The sequence below is a fragment of the Kosakonia beeri genome (assembly GCF_054165705.1).
Map to the genome: position 1 here is coordinate 335,915 of NZ_CM135106.1, position 18,538 is coordinate 354,452.

Sequence of the window (18,538 nt, forward strand, 5' to 3'; positions counted from 1 at the left end):
CTCAGTCACCCAGATATTGAATGGTGATGTGGTACTTGAACGCATGCTGCTCAATGCTGATAGGCTCGCGCTGGCCTTTGCGTTGCAGGTAGGTAATTTCGGTCACCAGCTTGCCACGGGCGTTACGCAGTTCGCGTTTGTCGCCTTTGTCGGTCAGCGTCCAGCCTTTCGGCAGTTGCGGTTGCCAGACACTGAGCGGCCAGTGGCTGATCATCACGTCTGCCAGAACCTGGCTGGCGGGCGGCAGTTGCGGCACCACAATGGACTGCTCAGTGTGGATCCCTGTTTCGTCATAGGTGACGAGGAACAAGCGGATGCCCACGGAAGAGAGTCCGGCAAGGGTGATTTTCTTGTCGTCGGCGTTCATCATCACCAATAACGACTGGGTCTGTCCGTTAAAACTGCCAGTCAGTAGCTGTTGCGCATTGACCGCCGGAGAAATACCCGGCGCGGGCAATGTGACGCGGGTGCCTGGCTCCAGCCACGCTTGTGGGCGTGTACCGTCCAGGGAGTGTGTGGAGTGGCTGCATCCCGTAAGCAGCAGGGCAGCGGCGAACGCGACGCCAGTCCAGAGGGTGCGAATCATCGTTTTCTCTCTTTTTTACCCGGCATTGCGAGGGGGGAGAGCAGGAAGGCGGTAAAAATCCCGCTCACCAGCACAATGCCGAAACTGCTGATAGCCTGAGTGGCGCTGAACACCAGCATCCCCAGGGTGAGTAAAGTGGTTGCCATTGCCAGTGTGACGGCCAGCAATGAGGTGAGCGGCGTGCCGCGCGGATTGCTGAAAAACAGGGTGTAATTTACGCCAATGCCCAACACCAGCACCAACGCCAGCAGTGAAAACAGATTCACCGCATGGCCGCTGAGTGACAGAACTGCCAGTCCGCATCCGAGCGACAAAAGTGAAGGTACCAGACTAATGAGTCCCTTTTTCCAGCCCAGGCGTAGCATGGCCCCGGCGGCAATCACTGCCAGCGCGACGAACAGCAGCCCGGTTAATACCAGGCGATAGAGGGCAAAGAGTTCATCGAAGGCGCTTTTACGGTCAACCCACGCCACGCCAGGCTGTGCCTGCGCCAGTGCTTTGAGTGCTTCGCTCTTTGTTACGCCATCAACCGGAGCCAGCACGCCGCTTTGCCCGTCGGGCAGGGTCAGCCATAGCAAACGCCAGCCTTCGCTGGCCGGGCTGGCAAGCCACTGTTCGACGGTCACGTTCATCGGGCTGAGATCCGGGGACACCGTGCTCATGCCGGCAGCCTGCAAGGTGCGGGCGACGGCAGGGGCGGCGCTTTTCAGTAAGACCAGATCTTGCTGTTGCCGCGCGAGCGAGTTAAGGGGCAGCGTACGAAAGCCGCCAATCAGGCCGTTGTCGCGGGCCTGCTCCAGCTGCGGAACAAATGCTTCCAGGCGCTCCAGCGTCTGTTGCGGCGTGTCGCCATACACCACAAACCACTTCTGATCGACACTTTGCCCGGTTAATGCAGTGATGGCTTTCTCCTGCGCCAGAATACCCTGCGGCAGTGCCTGCAACTGGCTGATATCGTCATTAATACGCAGCGTTGCCAGCCCGGCGAGGGAGAACAGCGCCAGCACGACTGGCAGACCCACGGCGAGTTTTTTATTGCGTCGCCATGCCGCCAGCCAGCGCAACATCAGCGCCATTGCTGGCACCGGCCGTACCGGTAAACCGCGACACAACCACGGGTGCCAGAAAAGCACCGTCAGGCAGGAGGCGCTCAGGCCGACGGCGGCGAAAACCGCCATCTGGCGAATACCGGGGAAGGGTGCCAGCATCATAATCAGGTAGGCGGCGACGGTGGTCGCCAGCGCCAGTAGCAGCGCATTACGCACTTTGGCGAGGCTCTGCCAGGGCGAGGCAACCTCGCCGTGAACCATGCGTTCGGTCAGGTAGTAGAGGCTGTAATCCGCCGAAATACCGATGATGCTCATGCTCATCACCAGCGTCATCAGGTGCAATTCACCAAACAGCAGCAGCGTAGCGACGGTGCCAGCCAGCGCGCCTACGGCAATCGAAATCAGGCACAGCAGCAGCGGCCGCAGGGAGCGGAACACTGCAACAATTAACAGGATCACCCCGAGAACCGTGGCGACACCTAATGTTGATACGTCACGCTTTGCCTGCTGGCTGGCATAATCGCTGTAGAACACCGTCCCGCGCGACAGCAGTTGCGCGTGCGGGAACTGCGCTTTCAGTTGCGCTTCCAGCGATGCCAGCGTGTTAACAAACTGGTGCGTTTGACGCATATCGAATGAGGAACCCGCCAGTTCGCCATGCAGCAGATACCAGTAGTTGCCTTGCTCATCCTGAGTAACCAGCCAGCCATCCATCAGGCGTAACTGCTGACTGTTTTGCGCCATCGCCAGTTGCTCGCCGCGCATCAGCATAAGTGGATCGTTTTGCAGCTCTTTGCCGCTCACGCCGGAAAACGCCGAATAGAGCTGAGTCAGTACCCATTGTGCCTGCGCTTCGCCGCCATTTTGCAGGCGAGCGCGGGTGGCGCGGTCGAGCAGTGCGTTGCGGTGCTGCCAGAAAAAAGTGCCCCATTGCTGCTGGCTTTGCGCGTCCATTGCGCCTTTCAGGTTATTGACGGCCTGCGACTGGTTCAGCAGCGACAGCCACTGTTTTGCCACCTGCGGATCGGCCTGTTTACCCGGGCTCACCAGCCACACCAGTTGTTTGTCGAGGCGCTGCATAAAACCGTCGTTCAGCGCTGGCGGCAGGGAACCCATCGCCTGTGCAGGCAGCATCGCCAGCACACTGCTGTTCATGCGCGCTTTCGGCAGCAGCATCAGCAAAACGCCCAGCAACGCCAGGCAGAGCAGACCCCAGAGCAGCGCCGGACGCGGGGAGTTAGTGCGCGGCAAAGCGTTGCTGTTCGTCATCGGTCAGGGTTGCTGGTGTAAGTTGGTGCCCGGAAAAGGCGATATCGGTCAAATCGCCTTGCTTATCGTTCAGACGAATGCTCTCCAGATAATGCTGCCCGGCGAGTTCGATAGAACGAAATATCTTGTCCAGCGGCGTCGTTACTGGCGTCAGTTTCAGTGTCCAGCGCCCTTCGCCTTGATCGTGAAAGTCGATACGGAAGTTCTGCTCCAGCACGGCGCGATCGGCCTGAAACAAGGCACGCAGCAGATGGTTAAACTGGAACATCTGCGGGTTGTTTTGTGCGGTGATCACCTGCGGTGGCTGGCCATTGATGATTTGCACCATCCGCGAATCATCCAGCATCAGCATCATCGGAAAGGGGGCTTTCTGATCCCACAGCAGCCCTTTATCGCGGGCAATAAGCATGTCACCCTGCGAGCGCAGCGGCTGCGGCAAGTCTTTAATTGTCCGGGTTTGGGTGAAATGCGCACGGATCAGTGGCTGCCCGGTAAAACGCTGTTGCAGCTCGTCCAGCGTGATGGCGTTAACAAATGGGCTAAGCAGCAGGGCTAACAAAGGCCAATATTTCACGGTGTGACTCCCATGCGTTCAAACAGGATAGCCGGGCTGACAAAGCACATTTCACGGCTTTTTTCTTCGACCGCCACCTGGATGGTATAACCGGTGGTGGTACGTTTGCCGCTGGCGGCATCGAAAATGTCGTATGCGATTTTCAGCCGGTTTTCAAACTCTTCCAGCCTGGCGCGAACGCGAAAATGCTGCTCGAACGTCAGGACATCGCGATATTTCACGCGGGTATCTACCACCGGCCAGACATAACCGGAGGCCTTCATCTGGCGGTAGCCGTAGTCAAACTGATTCAGTAGCGCCTCGCGGGCGATTTCAAAATAGCGAAAGTAGTTACCATGCCAGACCACGCCCATCATATCGACGTCGTGAAAAGGTACGCTCAGCGCTACCTCGGCGGTAAACCGCGGATCGTCTAACATTTGTTACTCCTTATCCGTGGACTTCGGCGCGGCGTCGGGCAACCGCCAGAAATCAAAAAAGTTAAACCAGTCGAGTGGCGATTGCAGCGCATAGTGCTCCAGGCGCGCAGCGTATTGATCTACCGCGTCACGCAGTGCTGCCTGCCGTGAGGCGCGTGGCATAGGCAGCGGGTCGGCAAACTGTTCGCAGTGCAGGCGCAATTTTCCCTGCTGGCGCAATGCAAACATCAGCAACACCGGGCAGCGCAGTGCGGCGGCAAGAATAAACGGCCCCTGCGGGAAAGGTGCGGGATGGCCCATAAAGGTGCTCCAGTTGACCCGCCAGTCACCGCCACGTTGCGGGTTCACCGCGAGGCGATCGCCGACGATCGCCACCCAGTCTCCGCGATCGAGAATCTCTTGCAGCATCATGGCGGTTTCCGGCCCGATGTGGGAAACCGGGATCAGGTTGATCGCCGCTTCCGGTGCCATCTCTTGCATGATTTGCTTAAAACGCCGGGCGTTATCATGGAACACCAGCGCATGGATTATTTTGCGCTCGTTGATTTGCGCCAGTGCGCGGCTGGCTTCGACGTCGCCCAGGTGCGAGGCCAGCAGCAGTTTGCCTTTGCCATCATGCAGTCCCAGCGCTTCTTCGGCACCGGGGGCAAGCTCCACATCGCGACCAAGATGCAGCTCACCTCGCCAGCCTGCGACTTTATCCAGCATGGCTTCACCGAAGCGTAAAAAGTGGCGGTAGCTGTTTAGCCCTTCAGGAACAGGCTTTCCACGCGCCACCAGTGTGGTGCGCACCCGTGCCAGCCAGTTTTTCGATGCCCGGCGTGCGTCGCGGGCTGTTAGCCAGTAAACCGCAATCACCGGGTAGAGCAACAGTGAGAAGGCCCGGCGTCCAAGCAGCCGCCAGACCAGCAGCATAAAACGCATGCCCCACAGGCCTTTCACCTCTTTTTGCTGCGCCCAATGTGAACCGGAGCGGCGAAACAGCAGGCCGGGCATGCGCGGTAACATGCCGAAGAACAGGCGGGTATGCATCAGCGAAATACGGACGTTGTCTTTCAGGGCGTCGAAATGCGACAGGCCATCCAGCGGATAGGTCACTCGTGTCGGCACAAAATAGCTGTCGTTGCCCTGCCAGTAGAGGCGCACCATCACTTCGGTATCGAAATCCATCCGTTTGCCGAGCCTGACCCGACTGGCGAGTTGCAGCGTCGGGGCAATCGGGTAGACGCGAAAGCCGCACATACTGTCTTTCAGTTGCAGCGACAGCGTCTCGATCCATACCCAGATATGGGTTATCCAGCGACCGTAGAGACGCGAGCGTGGGATGGTGTCGTCATACAGCGGCTGGCCGGAAATCAGCGCTTGCGGGTGTTGTTCCGCCAGAGCCAGCAGTTTGGGAATGTCTTCTATGGCATGCTGCCCATCGGCATCGACCTGCACGGCATGGGTAAAACCGGCATCGGCGGCGGCTTGCAAACCGCAGAGCACTGCTTCGCCTTTCCCGGCGTTCTGCGGCAGGCGGATCAGCGTCAGGTTGCTGTCGCCGCGCGCCAGCACATCCAAAATGATTGGCGTATCGTCAGTGCTGCCATCATCCACTACGAAAACCTTCAGGCCCGCAGGCTGTAAGCGGGTCAATACGCTGGACATGGTTGCGCCGTGGTTATAACAGGGGATAACCACGCAAGGATTAAAGGTTAGCGACATAGGCGAATCTTTCCGCTGCTGCAGGGATGGCGCATTTCGCCATCGTGACGTTGATAGCTGAACGCCAGCTGCTGTTTATCGGCATCCCAGTCGAGCACCAGGGTGACGACGTTGTCCGGCAGTAGCGGCGCCTGAAATTTAACATGTTGAAGACTGTGAAAGCGGTACTCTGGCGCCAACAAGGTTGTGGCGTAGTGCATGACCCAGTCGAGTTGCGCGACACCGGGCAGCAAAGGCTGGACGGCAAAATGACCGCTGAACCAGAACAGTTCCGGCTCGAGGTGGATCACGATTTCTGCATGCTGTTTTTGCGCCTGGTGGCGTTCAATTTCATGGGGTTTCATGAAATAACTCCTGTAGTTGCGCATAAACACGCTTGTTCATACTGTTGACCGGGATCTCGTCAAGAATGCGCCAGTAACGCGGCACGGCAACAGGCTCAAGCCACGGGATGAGCGCCCGCCGCCACGCCAGTTCCAGCGCCTTGCTGTCGCTCGCTTGCCACTGGCTGCGCGTTTCCTCTTCCAGCACCAGCAGCACACCAATGCCCTGTCGACCGCCGCGGGAGACGGGCAGCGCTGCGGCTTCGCGAATCCCGCCCAGCTCCAGCACACGGCGTTCAATCTCGCTGAGCGAGATGCGCTTCTCTTCGATTTTGACCACCCGGCCACGGCGCCCTGCAATCTGGAATGTGCCCTTTTCATCGAAAATCAGCACATCATCGAGCAATAATCCATCCTGTTCAGGGATGATCGGCGAATGGGCACGAAACGCATCGCCTTCCTGCGCAATTGTCACGCCGGGGAAGGGCAACCAGGCAATCGCGTCCTCGCGGCGATAGCGCCAGGCAAGGATCCCCGTTTCAGTGCTGCCATAAATTTCATCCGGCCAGACACCCAGCCAGGCCGCTGCACTCTGCACATCACGCCACGGCAGCATACCGCCTGCTGAGAGGATCAGCGTGACCGGCGGCGGGGTAAGCTGCGGATCAAGGCGTTTTAAAAACGCGGGGCTACTGATAAAGGCGTAACGATACTGTCCCTCCAGCGCGGCGAGTTGCTCGGCGTAATAGAGCATGGCGGCGTGCAGTGGCAACCCGAGCGACATGGGCAAAAAGATGCGGAATGTCAGACCATACAGGTGCTGCGGCACCACCGAGGCGACAACCCGGCAGCCAGTCAGACGTTCGCCGAAGCGTGCGGCCAGCAATGCTGCTTCTTTGTCGAGACAGGCGATGGGTTTAATGACTCTGCGCGGTTGCCCGGTTGAGCCGGAGGTAAATAATTCGACATGGGCGTCGTTACGCAGCGCCGGAAACGTATATTCATCTGTGGCCTGGTGATTGTCGGATACCACAACCAGACGCGGCCCTTGCCAGTTCAATGCGCGATCGCTTAATACGCCGTCAAACAGTGCTTTTTGTTCCGCCAGTAATGATTCCCGGCTATGACCTGGAATAACCGGGGTTTTCCCGGCATGCAGCGTGGCCAGCAGGGCAACAATAAACAGATAGCTATTTTCAAAGCACAGTGCCCAGCGCTCGCCCGGCTGGCGAGTTAATTGCGCCATGCACTGGGCGACATCGTGACGTAAATGCCCCAGCGTCCATGTCTGTGCGCCAAGCCAGGCTATCGGCGTGTCGTCAGCGCGCGGGCTGCTTAGCCAGGCGGCGAAGGGTAGGGTCTTCATTGGATCTCTCGTTTTATCACCTGGCGGCGTACCAGCCATTCGCCCGCCATCAGCACGCCCATCAACAGATAAGCGATCATGCCGTTCCATGCTGTCCACAGGCGCATATCGCCATGCAGGGCGGTAAATAGCGCAATTCCGCCATTTACAATAAAAAAGCCGCACCAGATTTGCGTCACACGGCGGGTATAGCGAATGGCTGCGACGGGCAGCTGCGGTTCGCGCAGGCGCGCCAGCCGTTCCACCAGCGGCATTGCCGTCCAGAGCGATCCGCCAAATACTGCCAGCATGATGAGATTGACCGCCACCGGGTAGTACAGCAGTAGCTGGTGCGTTTTGAGCAACCAGCTGGCTGCGCAGAGCGCGATGCCGACGACCGCGACGCCGCCAGTGACCGCGCGCAGCGGCGCAGCCGCCTGCCGCGCCTGCCGCAAGCGAAAAAGCAACATCAACGCCATCAACGGCAGCAGCCAGTGCAGGCTGTTATGTGCCAGACCAAACCAGACCACAAATGGCCAGGCCAGCATTAACAGCGCAGCGAAGAGCTTTAGTCCCGATTCGAGGCGGGATTTACGCATGGCGACTTAGTCTTCCTGCAACAGGCGTTCTACGGCGTCGACCACGTCCTGCACGGTGCGCACCGCTTTGAACTCTTCCGGTTTGATCTTCTTACCGGTTTTCTTCTGCAGGTGCACAATCATGTCGACAGCGTCGATACTGTCCAGCTCGAGATCTTCGTACAGGCGGGATTCGGGGGTGATATCCTGCGGTTCGATTTCAAACAGTTTGGTGAGAAGCGCGGAGACTTCCTGATAAATTTCGTTTTTCTCAGTCATAGCGAACCCGTTCTTATGCGCGTTGAGCCTGGATAAAGGAAGCCAGCGTAGCGACTGAATAGAAATGCTGACGCATCTCTTCGCTTTCCGCGGACAGAACAACGGCATATTGATTTTTAATCGCCAGACCTAATTCCAGTGCATCGATTGAATCCAGCCCGAGGCCGTCCCCAAACAGCGCCACGTCCGTTTCGATGTCATCGGCGCTCAGTTCGTCCAGATTCAGTGTGTTAATGATGAGATTTTTAAGTTCAAGATAAAGCTGTTGCATCATTCATTCCTAAAAAGGTGCAAAACCCGGTGTCAATTGATGCAGAAGATGCCGGTTCAACTGCCTTGCTGCCAGCGCCGGTTCTTGCGATTCCGCATCAAAAAATTGTTTTATTGCCACCCTGTCGCGAACCTCAACGGTAAATAGCGGCTTGCGGGGTGGGACGTCATACCATCGGCTGTGTTTATCCAGCAGATGTTCACTACAGTGGATGACCACGATGCGTAAATCACAACCGCAGCGTACAGCAATGTTTGCCGCGCCGCGTTGCAGTGTCATTTTCTCGCCCGGCTGCGTCCGTGTGCCTTCCGGGAAGATTAAAATCGTGTCGCCCTGACGGAGCCGTTGCTCGCAGGCGGGGAGCAGGGCATCTGCCTGGCTGTTGATCAGGTAGTCCGCTGCTTTCACCACACCGCCGAGAAACGGATTGCGTAGCAGTGCGCTCTTCACCAGACAATCGGTTTCCGGCATCACTGATGCCAGCAGAACATAATCAATCAGCGTAGGGTGATTAGCGACCACCAGACAGCCGCGCTCATTGCGCAGCGTGTCGATACCGTGAATGCGGTAATCCAGCGCGCCTGTGGCTTTTGCGATATGTAAAAAAAGCCTGAAGCTGGCGGCGATACTACGCCGCGCCAGACGGCGGCGCTTTGCCCGATCCCGTACGGCAACCAGCAGCAGGTTAAACCACACCAGTGACAACAGCAGCCCGCCGATGCCGAAGAGCGCAAAGCACATACCGGTCATTAACAAGCGCCAGACCCAGTTGATGCGCAGTTTCAGCGATCTCATTTGCGGCTCCAGCGCCAGTTCAGGCGTTCGCCAGCAATGCTGAATGCCGGTGTGTGCGACAAATAATGTTGTAAAAATTGCAGACTTTGCGGCAGCGCAGGCTCGCCATCAAAACAGGCCGCTTCGCTGACGCAGCGCAGGCTTTCTCCCGCTTCGAATACCAGTGCGACGGCATAGGCCCAGGTTGGCATATCGGGATTCAGCCCGGGGTGATAAAACGCGGGCAGCGTGCCGTCAAAATCCACCATTAACACGCGCTTGTAGCCCGCCTGCAGGAAACAGATCACCTCGCACAGCCCCTGCTGGAAGGTGTCCAGCCCGGCGGAAATAGAAGAAGAGACGATCGGTTGCTGCATTGCGATGGTGAGATTGCCGACCGCCGAGTTGTGCACCGACATAGCAAAATCCGTTGGCGAGAGGTCCTGGCCTGTCGCCAGCGCTTGCAGAATACGGTAGTTACGCTCCAGTTCACCGTGGCGGCTGGTAAAGACAACCGCATCCACCTGATGCTGTCGCAGCAGGATCATGCCGCATTCGACAGCCAGACGGCTACCCGAGCTGAGACGGCGCGCGGTCATCATTGGCAGAGTGGTCAGTTTTGCCTGCGGCAACGCTGGATCGATAGCGTGACGGCTTTGTGACCAGTGTTGCCACTGTGCCGTTTCGCTTAATCCCGGTGCTCTGGCCTGCCAGTCGGTAATCTTGAGTGCAAATTTCATTAAACGCGCGTCCGCGAAAAAACGTGATTCCCATTGACGCCGGTAAAAGCGTCATGGCGGCACGGGGCCGCCCTGTCTTATTTTTTATGACATATCAATAAAGTATGCCCCACCCCGAGGTTATCGAGGCGTCTTTCTACGCTAAAGCCAGCCGTATCGAGATAACGCAGGAACTTCTCTGCGCTATAAAAACGGCTGTTGCCATTCGCCATACAGGTGAAGTACAGCGAGGTGGCATTCAGACTGAATGCGGCAGCATCAAATTTTTGCGCGTCCCAGAACAGCTCCATCACGCACAGCCTGGCGTCCGGTTTCATGGCCGCGGCTATTTTACTTAAGATGCCGACAATTTGTTCCCCGGAAAAGCAGTCCAGGAATTGACTCATCCACCAGATATCCGCTTCGTTGGGCAAGGGGGCATTGCTCAACATATCAATTGCGTGGAAGTTGATCCGTGAGGATAATTCCGCTGCTTCTACATTTTGCTGTGCCAGAACAATCTGTTCAGGTAAATCTAACAAGGTAATGGCGACATTATCATCATATTTACAGCAGTTAATCGCCCATTTCCCGGTATTGCCGCCTATATCGTACAGATTTCGCGGCTGGCTGGCGAATACATGCGGCAGTGCGGCATTAAACGCGGCATCAGAATAGTAATGATCAAAAGCAAACCAGCTATCACGCGCCGGGTTCGGTAATTGCGATAACGCCGGGTATATCGTTGGCCACTCACCGAATACACGCAGTCCTGCGGGCTTCCCCTCTTTTAATGCTTCTTCAAGGAAAAACAGCCCCTGGTAACAAACGTCTTGCGAAAAGTCCATATTCACACGCGTCATTGTATCATGAAGCAGGAAGTGTCCGACTTTCGCCAGATAAAAGCGATCTTCACGCCGGGTGACAATTCGCCCGCTAAGCGCCATGTCCAGTAATATACTTGCGGCATATTCATCCGCCTCGCTTTCCTGCACAATTTCGTCCAGGGTTGCGCCCTGTTTTCCTTGTTTATCAAGAAAATCCAGCAGACCAAACTTACGCAAACACACCGCGGTCTGAAATAACATCGGGGCAAAAGCAATACGCTGCGCTTCAGCTATCGCTTCCAATGCGCTGAACGGATCCTGTTCATACATGCTGTGTGCAACCTTTTTTAAATGCATGAGGATTATCGGACCGTTACCGGCCCGACTTTAGGCAGGATGGCAATTAAAGCGCGGCACCGGATGACAAGTTCAACTGAATTTGTTTATCGAGGTTGTTCACCCAGGTATTGTATTTCTTATGAATCCGACCATCAGAGGCTTTGAGATTCATACTACTTTCGTAGTTGATGGAGTAGCTGCTGGCAGAGTAATTGATACGCACTTCGGCAATGTGCCCGCGGTTATCCAGACGGCCTTTAATCACGCCGGGACCCGCATCGTTCATTACCCACTGACGTTGTTGGCCTGCTTTCAGGATGGCAGCACGGACTTGTGCCTGAGTATGACCGGCGCTCACCGGGGCGTCGACATTTTGTACAATGGCGGTGCGGGCACAGCCAGCCAGGGCACCGGCAACGGCAATCACGGCCAGGAACTTAACAATCTTTTTCATGCGAACTCCGTATCAAATAATTGAAGATTGAGAACATGCTTAATTGCTGGAATTAAGCCAACACAATGATGTCATTCAGCAAAATGAGTTTGCCTGCTAATGACAGCAGTGCAGGTTTTCATTCCTGCTTGCGAATTATGGGTGTTTTTTAAAGTGAGTATTGCCCGGCTTTTTATAATTTGTTGCCTGCGTTATGCCGGGCCAGCCTGAGTGCGCGAATAATAAAATAGGATTGTGTACAGTGCAACTATAACTGCTTACCGATATCTCACGTAATAATTGATATCGTATAAATTACAGGGCATTAGCATGGTGATAAATAGGGTAATTAACGAGGTTGCCAGAATGTTATATTAATTCCAAACCTTAAGGTAAACTTTCCCTGGCTGGAACTGGCACCCTTGATAAAAAACAACGCCCGCATAAACTCTGCGGGCGTTATTATTTTCTTTACTTTATCGTTAATGGCATAAATATAAAACTACCCGCGTTGGTAGTATTTTACCCGGGCAGCCGACTTTTGGGCCGGCCTGGACCAAGAAGTATTGCCAGTTTACTGCCACCGGTAGTCGTCTCCATCCAGATTTTACATACGCTGGTGAGCGGAACAGATAACAGCATCCCCACCGGGCCAAGCAGCCATCCCCAAATTAATAACGACAGGAATACTACCAGCGTTGACATACCAAGACGGTGGCCCATCATGCGGGGTTCCAGGATATTACCGAGGATCATATGCACCATCAGGAACAGCACACCCACCAATACGCATTCATAAACACCATTAAACAATAGCGCCTGTAGCATGGGCGGAATGGCGGAGATCACCGACCCGATATTGGGAACATAATTGAGCAGGAACGCCAGCACTCCCCACATCAGGGCGAATTGCACATCCAGCGCGACCAGACCCACCCAGACGATAACGCCCGTCCACAAGCTCAGCAGGGTTTTCAGCGCAAGATAATGCGAGACACCTTTCAATGCGCGGTGCAGCCCGGCGATGTGGATTTGCGGGTTACTCAGCGCAAAACGCAATTTGTAAGGTACATGGCGCACTTCAAACAACATAAAGACGACAGTCATCACCAGCAGGACAATGCTGGCCATTGCATTCGACAACTGTGTCATCATGGCCGTGGCAAAGGACATTAATCGATCGGAATCCATACGTTGCAGCATACGTTCTGGCGACATATGCATATTAAGGAAGGGCACCATTCGCTGAAATTCAAGGAACTTACGCGTAAACTCGCGATTATATTTCGGTAACAGTGTCATAAAGTCATTGATTGAGGCGGCCAGTACCCCCACCAGCGCGGTGAGCACAATCAACATCACCAGTACCACAATGGCAATAGCGATGGGACGCTTCAGTCCCCGGCGAATAAACCACCTGACTAACGGGTTGAGGACGATGGCGAAAAAGAGCGCCAGTAAGAGCTGCACAATAATGTCTGCCGCTGCATGGATACCGGCGAGGATCACCACCAGTGCAGCGAGTTTTAAAAGAATGTGTAAACCCATTTGATCAGGCTGAGGTTGCGTCATGTTTAATTCCTTTTGTCATCTGGCCTGTTCAAGTGTAGTGCCTGGTAAGCCCTTCGCCTGACTGAGATATTCTTAAAGTGCGTGCTGATTTCTCTGCGCCGACGTGGTAATAGTGAAACACTGTTGCAAATATCTGGATTGAACTCTCATGCCTGAAAACGCCGCCGAACCGGCGCTTAGCGGATTGCGCCTTAATCTGCGGATTTTGTCCGTCGTTATTTTTAACTTTGCCAGTTACCTCACCATTGGACTGCCGCTGGCGGTACTGCCGGGCTATGTTCATGACGTGATGGGGTACAGCGCTTTCTGGGCGGGTCTGGTCATCAGTTTGCAGTACTTCGCCACGCTGCTCAGTCGCCCGCATGCCGGGCGTTACGCCGACTTGCTCGGGCCGAAAAAGGTTGTGGTGTTCGGCCTGTGCGGCGCGTTGCTCAGTGGTCTGAGCTATTTGCTGGCCGGTGCTGGCAGCCATGCGGGGATGCTGAGCCTGGCGCTGCTGTGCCTGGGACGGGTGATCCTCGGTATTGGTCAGAGTTTTGCAGGAACAGGCGCGACGCTGTGGGGCGTGGGTGTCGTGGGATCGATGCACATTGGCCGGGTCATCTCCTGGAACGGTATTGCAACGTATGGCGCAATGGCGCTCGGCGCACCGTTGGGCGTTCTGTGTTATCAGCATGCCGGTTTACAAGGCCTGTCATTAACCATAATGGCGGTAGCGTTGTTGGCTATTTTGCTGGCGCTGCCGCGTGCGGCGGTCAAAGCCAGTAAAGGTAAACCGCTGCCGTTTCGCGCCGTGCTTGGGCGTGTGTGGCTGTATGGTATGGCGCTGGCGTTGGGCTCTGCGGGGTTTGGTGTTATCGCCACCTTTATTACCCTCTACTATGATGCGAAGGGCTGGGAAGGCGCTGCGTTTGCCCTGACGCTGTTCAGCGTGGCTTTTGTCGGCGCGCGTTTGCTCTTTCCTAATGGTATTAACCGTCTTGGCGGCCTGAATGTGGCGATGATCTGCTTTGTGATTGAAACCCTCGGACTGGTGCTGGTTGGGCTGGCGGTTGATCCATGGATGGCAAAACTGGGCGTGTTCCTTGCCGGTGCGGGTTTCTCGCTGGTCTTCCCCGCCCTTGGCGTGGTGGCGGTGAAAGCTGTGCCGCAGCAAAATCAGGGATCGGCGCTGGCGACCTATACGGTGTTTATGGACTTGTCGCTGGGCGTGACCGGCCCGCTGGCAGGGCTGTTAATGGCGTGGTCGGGGGTGTCGACAATTTATCTGGCAGCGGCAGGCCTTGTTGCCGTGGCGCTGCTGCTGGCGTGGCAACTAAAGCAAAGGCCGCCGCTAAGAGAGGCATAAATACGGCTTCGGATGCTCAAAACGTGAGTATTGAGGACAAAGGGCCTGCTGTCTTTCTCCGTTGAACGTCGCCATCAGGCAATAAAAAAGGAACCCGCGGGTTCCTTTTTTTGCATTCGCTGCGCGATTATTTCACCTCAATGGTGTTAATGATGTTCTCGGCGGCGGTTTGCGCTTGCTGCTGGTTGTCTGCTGGCAGGGTAACCTGCAGAGTCAGCAGCTTATTGTCGACTTTGCCCAGTACGACGGAAGACCATGCAGTCTGGCCTTTGGCGGAGATAATGCTGTCGAGCTGTTGCAGTGTCTGGCCTTTCAGTTCGATGGCTTTATTGGTCACCACTTGCAACTGTGGGTCGCGGGCGCGCTGCTGATCTTCCAGACGTTTCGCCAGTGCGGAAAGCGCTTCCTCGGTGTTGTCGCCCACGATCACAATCACTGCTTTCTGCCCGGTGGCATCGGAATAGACGTGCATATTATTGGCCTGGGTACCCAGTTTACCGCTCTGATCGGTCATATCCGCTGGCAGCGAGAAGCTGAGCTTACCATCAAGCAGTGTAACCGGCTGACCACTGGCATTGCTTTCTGCGGCCGCACCAGCAACAGGCTTTTTGCTGTCGCTGTTATCACAGCCTGCCAGCCCGACAACGAGCAGACCAATACCGACATATTTCACCAGATTGCGCATTGACTTCATCCTTTCAATAAACAGCCATAACGGCTCATCGGTGCATCTTATCATAACTGACAAGCCGTACCTTTAACTCGCCTGTAACGCGGGAATTTCAGATTTGTCTGCCAGTCTTTTCAGTAACATATTCAACAATACGCCGTACATCGGCAGGAAGAACGCGATGCTGATAAGCACCTTGAAGCCATAGTCAACGGTGGCGATTTCCATCCAGTGCTGCGCCATGAAGGCGTCCGGGCTGTGCCAGAAAGCAATAAAGAAGAACGCGATGGTATCGCTGGCGTTGCCGAATACAGTGGATGCCGCCGGTGCCAGCCACCAGCGTCGGTGCTGGCGCAGACGGTTAAACACATGCACATCAAGAATTTGACCCAACGCGTAGGCCATAAAACTGGCGGCGGCGATACGCGCCACAAACAGATTGAAGTGAGCAAGTGCGCCAAAGCCCTGCCAGGTGCCCATATAGAACAGTGACGAGATGGCGTAAGAAGCCAGCAGCGCCGGCACCATTACCGCAAAAATAATCCGTCGGGCCAACGGCGCGCCGAAAATGCGCACGGTTAAATCCGTCGCCAGGAAGATAAACGGGAAACTGAACGCGCCCCAGGTGGTATGGAAACCAAAAACAGCGACCGGTAGCTGGACCAGGTAGTTACTGGAGATGATCACCAGCAGGTGAAAAAGCGAAAGCCAGAACAGCGCCTTCATGCGCTGCGAGTGTGTAAACTGCGTCATATTGTGACCTTTTTGGTAAATGGGGTGAGGGAACCCAGTACTTTTTATGCACTGCTGTGCAGAGCCGCCGCATAATACTGCAATCGTAAACGGATGCAATGGCTAATTTTAGCGCAATCGTTAACCTTGCTTGCGTCACAAAAAAGGCAGCGTAAACTAATGCGGTTTTTTCCGTTGTGAGATGAAAATGACCGATCCGTTTACCACTGCCGACCATACGCTGGATGCCCAGGGCCTGCGCTGCCCGGAGCCGGTAATGATGGTGCGCAAAACTGTGCGCAATATGCAGGTTGGCGAAACTTTGCTGATTATTGCCGACGATCCGGCGACCACCCGTGATATTCCCGGCTTTTGCCGTTTTATGGAACATGAGCTGGTCGCCGGGCACACCGCGTCACTGCCTTACCGTTATCTGGTGCGTAAAAGCCACTAATCTTTGCTGCGTAACAGACGCAGCGCGTTGGCGGTGACCAGAACTGTTGCGCCCGTATCCGCCAGCACCGCCAGCCACAGTCCGGTAACGCCGGTAAGCGTCGTCACGAGAAAAATGGCTTTCAGGCCCAGCGCAATGGCGATGTTCTGCCGGATATTTCGATGGGTGGCGCGCGCCAGGCGAATCATCTGCCCAAGGCCAGTCAGGCGATTGTGGGTTAACGCGGCATCTGCGGTTTCCAGTGCCACATCGGTTCCGCTGCCCATTGCAACACCCAGCGTGGCCGCTTTCATCGCTGGCGCGTCATTAATACCATCTCCGACCATGGCCAGCGGCGCATGTTGATTCAGGGCTTGTACCGCACTGACTTTATCTTCCGGCAGCAACCCGGCACGGAAATCCAGCCCCAGCCTTCCGGCAATGGCCGCCGCAGCACGCGGGTTATCCCCGGTGAGGATCACCCCCTGTACGCCCAGGTCGTGCAAGTCGTCGACCGCGGCTTTCGCGTCTTCGCGCAGCGTGTCCTGCAAGGCGAGCGTACCGATCACCGCGTTATCACGCTGAACCACCACTACGGTCTGGCCCTGGCTTTCCTGCTGCGCAATTTGCGTCATCAAATCGCTTTCCAGCACACCTGCAGCGAGCTTATCCGGCGCGCTAATGCGAATAACATGCCCGTCGACCATGGCTTCAATCCCTTTCCCGGCGAGTGTACGCTGCGCCTGTGCAGTCAGAATTGGCAACTGGCGCTGCTGTGCATGCTGGACTATCGCCAGCCCCAGCGGATGAGTCGACCCCTGTTCTACCGCAGCGCTCAGGGCTAACAGTTCCTCTTCGCCGCCTTCGTTCAGCGGGGTTACGGCAGCGACCTGCGGCTTACCGATGGTCAACGTCCCGGTTTTATCGAATGCCACCTGACGGATAGTGCCCAACTGCTCCAGTGCCGCACCGCCTTTGATGAGCGCCCCACGGCGGGCTGCTGCCGCCAGCCCGGAGGTGATCGCCGCCGGCGTTGAGATCACCAGCGCGCACGGGCAGCCAATGAGCAACAATGCCAGGCCTTTGTAAATCCATGCCAGCCACGGCGCAGAAAACAGCAACGGAGGCAGGAGGGCGACCAGCAGCGCCACTGCCATGATCGCGGGTGTATAGACCCGGCTAAAACGATCGATAAAGCGTTCAATCGGCGCGCGGCGTTCCTCCGCTTCTTCAATCAATTTTAGAATGCGATCGATGGCGCTTTCGCCCGGGCGGGACACCACTTCGAGCGTGACCAGCCTGTCGACGCTGGTGGCTCCGGCGGGAACATGTTCACCGCTGGCGCGCCCGACCGGTACCGACTCGCCGGTCAGTGCGCTTTCGTCAAAACTGGCGAAGGTTGTCAGCAGCCGGCCATCTGCCGGTAAACGCCCGCCGGCAGGCACTTCAATGGTGTCGCCAGGTTGCAGTTCACTGGCCGCGACGGACTCGCGTTCGTCATTGCGCAGGCGTATGGCTGTATCCGGCTTCAATGCCATCAACGCCGTAACACCGCGACGCGCACGGCTGGCAGCCCAGCCCTCAAGGCGTTCACCAATCAAAAACAGCAGCAATACCATTGCGGCTTCGGCGGTCGCGCCGATAAACAACGCGCCGATAGCAGCGACACTCATCAGCGTTTCGATAGCGAACCAGCTACCGCTTTTCATTAAACGTAACGCCTGACGGGCAATCGGCCACAGCCCTACCAGTGTGGTCGCGATAAAGGCCGCCTGGCCGAAGGGGTGATTAAACTTTTCCAGCCCCCAGCTTAGCGCCATCATGACCACCAACAGAAGCAACGGCAAATTCTCGCGCAGGCGTGAAGAAGCAGGTTCTGGCGAGCTGTCGGTGCTGCGTAACTGATAACCGGCCTGTTGTACCGCCTGCTCAATCTGGTGACGAATGTCGCGGCTGGCCACGACTGTCAGCTTTTCGGTGGCAAACGCCACTTGCACCCCGTTAATGCCGTCGAGCTGGCGCACGGCGTTTTCGACTTTGCGGGCGCAGGCGGCGCAATCCATGCCGCTAACATGCCAGCTAAAACGTTCACCTCCGACAGGGCTTTCCTCTATGGCTCTGTTTTCGCAGGCTTCGTCGGCGCAGCAGGCGTGCGATTTTTCCGGCATTGGGCGCAGTTTAACGGCGGCGAACTGCGGCGCTTTGTTCTGTTGGGATGGCGGTGTGGGGGCGGTCATGGCATCCTCCGGCTAATGATAATTTTCTCATTAACCGGAGTATGCACTCTGGAG

At 56.2% G+C, this 18,538-nt stretch carries 19 protein-coding genes and 1 pseudogene; 2 read left to right on the forward strand and 18 right to left on the reverse strand.

Annotated features, from left to right (window positions below; genetic code table 11):
* Nucleotide 1: 1 nt before the first annotated feature.
* The 15 genes and pseudogenes from ACUY4S_RS01600 to ACUY4S_RS01670 all read right to left on the reverse strand — a co-directional run bounded on the left by ACUY4S_RS01600 (nt 2) and on the right by ACUY4S_RS01670 (nt 13,064).
* Nucleotides 2-586 (reverse strand): DUF3261 domain-containing protein, encoded by a 585-nt coding sequence (locus ACUY4S_RS01600; protein WP_312689805.1) that lies wholly within the window; start codon nt 584-586, stop codon nt 2-4.
* Nucleotides 583-2,904, reverse strand: coding sequence for an MMPL family transporter (locus ACUY4S_RS01605; protein WP_312689804.1), 2,322 nt, complete (start codon nt 2,902-2,904; stop codon nt 583-585). The genes ACUY4S_RS01600 and ACUY4S_RS01605 overlap by 4 nt, the downstream gene beginning before the upstream one ends.
* A complete protein-coding gene (locus tag ACUY4S_RS01610) occupies nt 2,873-3,478 on the reverse strand; it encodes an outer membrane lipoprotein carrier protein LolA (protein WP_458023250.1) in 606 nt (201 codons plus the stop codon). Before ACUY4S_RS01610 ends, ACUY4S_RS01605 begins: the two co-directional genes overlap by 32 nt.
* Nucleotides 3,475-3,897 carry an acyl-CoA thioesterase gene (locus ACUY4S_RS01615; protein WP_312689801.1) on the reverse strand — a complete coding sequence of 141 codons (423 nt, stop codon included), beginning with the start codon at nt 3,895-3,897 and terminating at the stop codon, nt 3,475-3,477. Before ACUY4S_RS01615 ends, ACUY4S_RS01610 begins: the two co-directional genes overlap by 4 nt.
* A 3-nt stretch (nt 3,898-3,900) precedes the next feature.
* The gene (locus tag ACUY4S_RS01620; protein WP_312689799.1) at nt 3,901-5,604 is read right to left on the reverse strand and encodes a glycosyltransferase family 2 protein; all 1,704 of its coding nucleotides are present in this window, start codon (nt 5,602-5,604) and stop codon (nt 3,901-3,903) included.
* Nucleotides 5,595-5,948, reverse strand: coding sequence for an ApeI family dehydratase (locus ACUY4S_RS01625; protein ID WP_312689798.1), 354 nt, complete (start codon nt 5,946-5,948; stop codon nt 5,595-5,597). Before ACUY4S_RS01625 ends, ACUY4S_RS01620 begins: the two co-directional genes overlap by 10 nt.
* Entirely contained in the window at nt 5,935-7,293 is a 1,359-nt protein-coding gene (locus ACUY4S_RS01630) for an AMP-binding protein (RefSeq protein ID WP_458023249.1), read from the reverse strand. The genes ACUY4S_RS01625 and ACUY4S_RS01630 overlap by 14 nt, the downstream gene beginning before the upstream one ends.
* A complete protein-coding gene (locus ACUY4S_RS01635) occupies nt 7,290-7,871 on the reverse strand; it encodes a COG4648 family protein (protein WP_312689795.1) in 582 nt (193 codons plus the stop codon). Before ACUY4S_RS01635 ends, ACUY4S_RS01630 begins: the two co-directional genes overlap by 4 nt.
* 6 nt (nt 7,872-7,877) lie before the next feature.
* Nucleotides 7,878-8,129, reverse strand: coding sequence for an acyl carrier protein (locus tag ACUY4S_RS01640; protein ID WP_312689794.1), 252 nt, complete (start codon nt 8,127-8,129; stop codon nt 7,878-7,880).
* 13 nt (nt 8,130-8,142) lie between these two features.
* Nucleotides 8,143-8,400 carry a phosphopantetheine-binding protein gene (locus ACUY4S_RS01645; RefSeq protein WP_312689930.1) on the reverse strand — a complete coding sequence of 86 codons (258 nt, stop codon included), beginning with the start codon at nt 8,398-8,400 and terminating at the stop codon, nt 8,143-8,145.
* Nucleotides 8,381-9,213: pseudogene (locus ACUY4S_RS01650) on the reverse strand (lysophospholipid acyltransferase family protein). The gene ACUY4S_RS01645 and the pseudogene ACUY4S_RS01650 overlap by 20 nt, the downstream one beginning before the upstream one ends.
* Complete coding sequence (locus ACUY4S_RS01655) at nt 9,192-9,914, reverse strand: beta-ketoacyl synthase chain length factor (protein ID WP_312689793.1); 723 nt, start codon at nt 9,912-9,914, stop codon at nt 9,192-9,194. The pseudogene ACUY4S_RS01650 and the gene ACUY4S_RS01655 overlap by 22 nt, the downstream one beginning before the upstream one ends.
* A 77-nt stretch (nt 9,915-9,991) precedes the next feature.
* Nucleotides 9,992-11,050 (reverse strand): methyltransferase, encoded by a 1,059-nt coding sequence (locus ACUY4S_RS01660; RefSeq protein ID WP_458023247.1) that lies wholly within the window; start codon nt 11,048-11,050, stop codon nt 9,992-9,994.
* A gap of 73 nt (nt 11,051-11,123) precedes the next feature.
* Nucleotides 11,124-11,513, reverse strand: a complete 390-nt coding sequence (locus ACUY4S_RS01665; protein ID WP_312689790.1) for a hypothetical protein — start codon at nt 11,511-11,513, stop codon at nt 11,124-11,126.
* A gap of 501 nt (nt 11,514-12,014) precedes the next feature.
* The gene (locus ACUY4S_RS01670) at nt 12,015-13,064 is read right to left on the reverse strand and encodes an AI-2E family transporter (protein WP_458023245.1); all 1,050 of its coding nucleotides are present in this window, start codon (nt 13,062-13,064) and stop codon (nt 12,015-12,017) included.
* Between the two features lie 148 nt (nt 13,065-13,212).
* Here ACUY4S_RS01670 and ACUY4S_RS01675 point away from each other — a divergent pair, with 148 nt between their 5' ends.
* On the forward strand, nt 13,213-14,412 hold the full coding sequence (locus tag ACUY4S_RS01675; RefSeq protein ID WP_458023243.1) for an MFS transporter: 1,200 nt from the start codon (nt 13,213-13,215) through the stop codon (nt 14,410-14,412).
* 127 nt (nt 14,413-14,539) lie between these two features.
* Here ACUY4S_RS01675 and ACUY4S_RS01680 read toward each other — a convergent pair whose 3' ends face one another.
* On the reverse strand, nt 14,540-15,097 hold the full coding sequence (locus tag ACUY4S_RS01680; RefSeq protein WP_312689928.1) for a DcrB family lipoprotein: 558 nt from the start codon (nt 15,095-15,097) through the stop codon (nt 14,540-14,542).
* Between the two features lie 72 nt (nt 15,098-15,169).
* Nucleotides 15,170-15,835 (reverse strand): 7-cyano-7-deazaguanine/7-aminomethyl-7-deazaguanine transporter, encoded by a 666-nt coding sequence (locus ACUY4S_RS01685; RefSeq protein ID WP_312689784.1) that lies wholly within the window; start codon nt 15,833-15,835, stop codon nt 15,170-15,172.
* 187 nt (nt 15,836-16,022) lie between these two features.
* Between ACUY4S_RS01685 and tusA the strand changes: the two genes are divergently transcribed.
* Nucleotides 16,023-16,268: a sulfurtransferase TusA gene (gene tusA, locus ACUY4S_RS01690; protein WP_312689783.1), complete on the forward strand. Its 246-nt coding sequence runs from the start codon at nt 16,023-16,025 to the stop codon at nt 16,266-16,268.
* Here the strand turns inward: tusA and zntA are convergent.
* On the reverse strand, nt 16,265-18,484 hold the full coding sequence (gene zntA, locus ACUY4S_RS01695) for a Zn(II)/Cd(II)/Pb(II) translocating P-type ATPase ZntA (protein WP_458023242.1): 2,220 nt from the start codon (nt 18,482-18,484) through the stop codon (nt 16,265-16,267). The genes tusA and zntA overlap by 4 nt on opposite strands.
* Nucleotides 18,485-18,538: the final 54 nt, after the last annotated feature.

Coding starts and splice junctions, on each gene's coding strand:
- ACUY4S_RS01615 (WP_312689801.1), bottom strand. CDS start 3,897: ATGTTAGACGATCCGCGGTTTACCGCCGAGGTAGCGCTGAGCGTACCT.
- ACUY4S_RS01655 (WP_312689793.1), bottom strand. CDS start 9,914: ATGAAATTTGCACTCAAGATTACCGACTGGCAGGCCAGAGCACCGGGA.
- ACUY4S_RS01620 (WP_312689799.1), bottom strand. CDS start 5,604: ATGTCGCTAACCTTTAATCCTTGCGTGGTTATCCCCTGTTATAACCAC.
- ACUY4S_RS01670 (WP_458023245.1), bottom strand. CDS start 13,064: ATGACGCAACCTCAGCCTGATCAAATGGGTTTACACATTCTTTTAAAA.
- zntA (WP_458023242.1), bottom strand. CDS start 18,484: ATGACCGCCCCCACACCGCCATCCCAACAGAACAAAGCGCCGCAGTTC.
- ACUY4S_RS01645 (WP_312689930.1), bottom strand. CDS start 8,400: ATGCAACAGCTTTATCTTGAACTTAAAAATCTCATCATTAACACACTG.
- ACUY4S_RS01680 (WP_312689928.1), bottom strand. CDS start 15,097: ATGCGCAATCTGGTGAAATATGTCGGTATTGGTCTGCTCGTTGTCGGG.
- ACUY4S_RS01605 (WP_312689804.1), bottom strand. CDS start 2,904: ATGACGAACAGCAACGCTTTGCCGCGCACTAACTCCCCGCGTCCGGCG.
- ACUY4S_RS01640 (WP_312689794.1), bottom strand. CDS start 8,129: ATGACTGAGAAAAACGAAATTTATCAGGAAGTCTCCGCGCTTCTCACC.
- ACUY4S_RS01600 (WP_312689805.1), bottom strand. CDS start 586: ATGATTCGCACCCTCTGGACTGGCGTCGCGTTCGCCGCTGCCCTGCTG.
- ACUY4S_RS01675 (WP_458023243.1), top strand. CDS start 13,213: ATGCCTGAAAACGCCGCCGAACCGGCGCTTAGCGGATTGCGCCTTAAT.
- ACUY4S_RS01635 (WP_312689795.1), bottom strand. CDS start 7,871: ATGCGTAAATCCCGCCTCGAATCGGGACTAAAGCTCTTCGCTGCGCTG.
- ACUY4S_RS01660 (WP_458023247.1), bottom strand. CDS start 11,050: ATGTATGAACAGGATCCGTTCAGCGCATTGGAAGCGATAGCTGAAGCG.
- ACUY4S_RS01625 (WP_312689798.1), bottom strand. CDS start 5,948: ATGAAACCCCATGAAATTGAACGCCACCAGGCGCAAAAACAGCATGCA.
- ACUY4S_RS01685 (WP_312689784.1), bottom strand. CDS start 15,835: ATGACGCAGTTTACACACTCGCAGCGCATGAAGGCGCTGTTCTGGCTT.
- tusA (WP_312689783.1), top strand. CDS start 16,023: ATGACCGATCCGTTTACCACTGCCGACCATACGCTGGATGCCCAGGGC.
- ACUY4S_RS01630 (WP_458023249.1), bottom strand. CDS start 7,293: ATGAAGACCCTACCCTTCGCCGCCTGGCTAAGCAGCCCGCGCGCTGAC.
- ACUY4S_RS01665 (WP_312689790.1), bottom strand. CDS start 11,513: ATGAAAAAGATTGTTAAGTTCCTGGCCGTGATTGCCGTTGCCGGTGCC.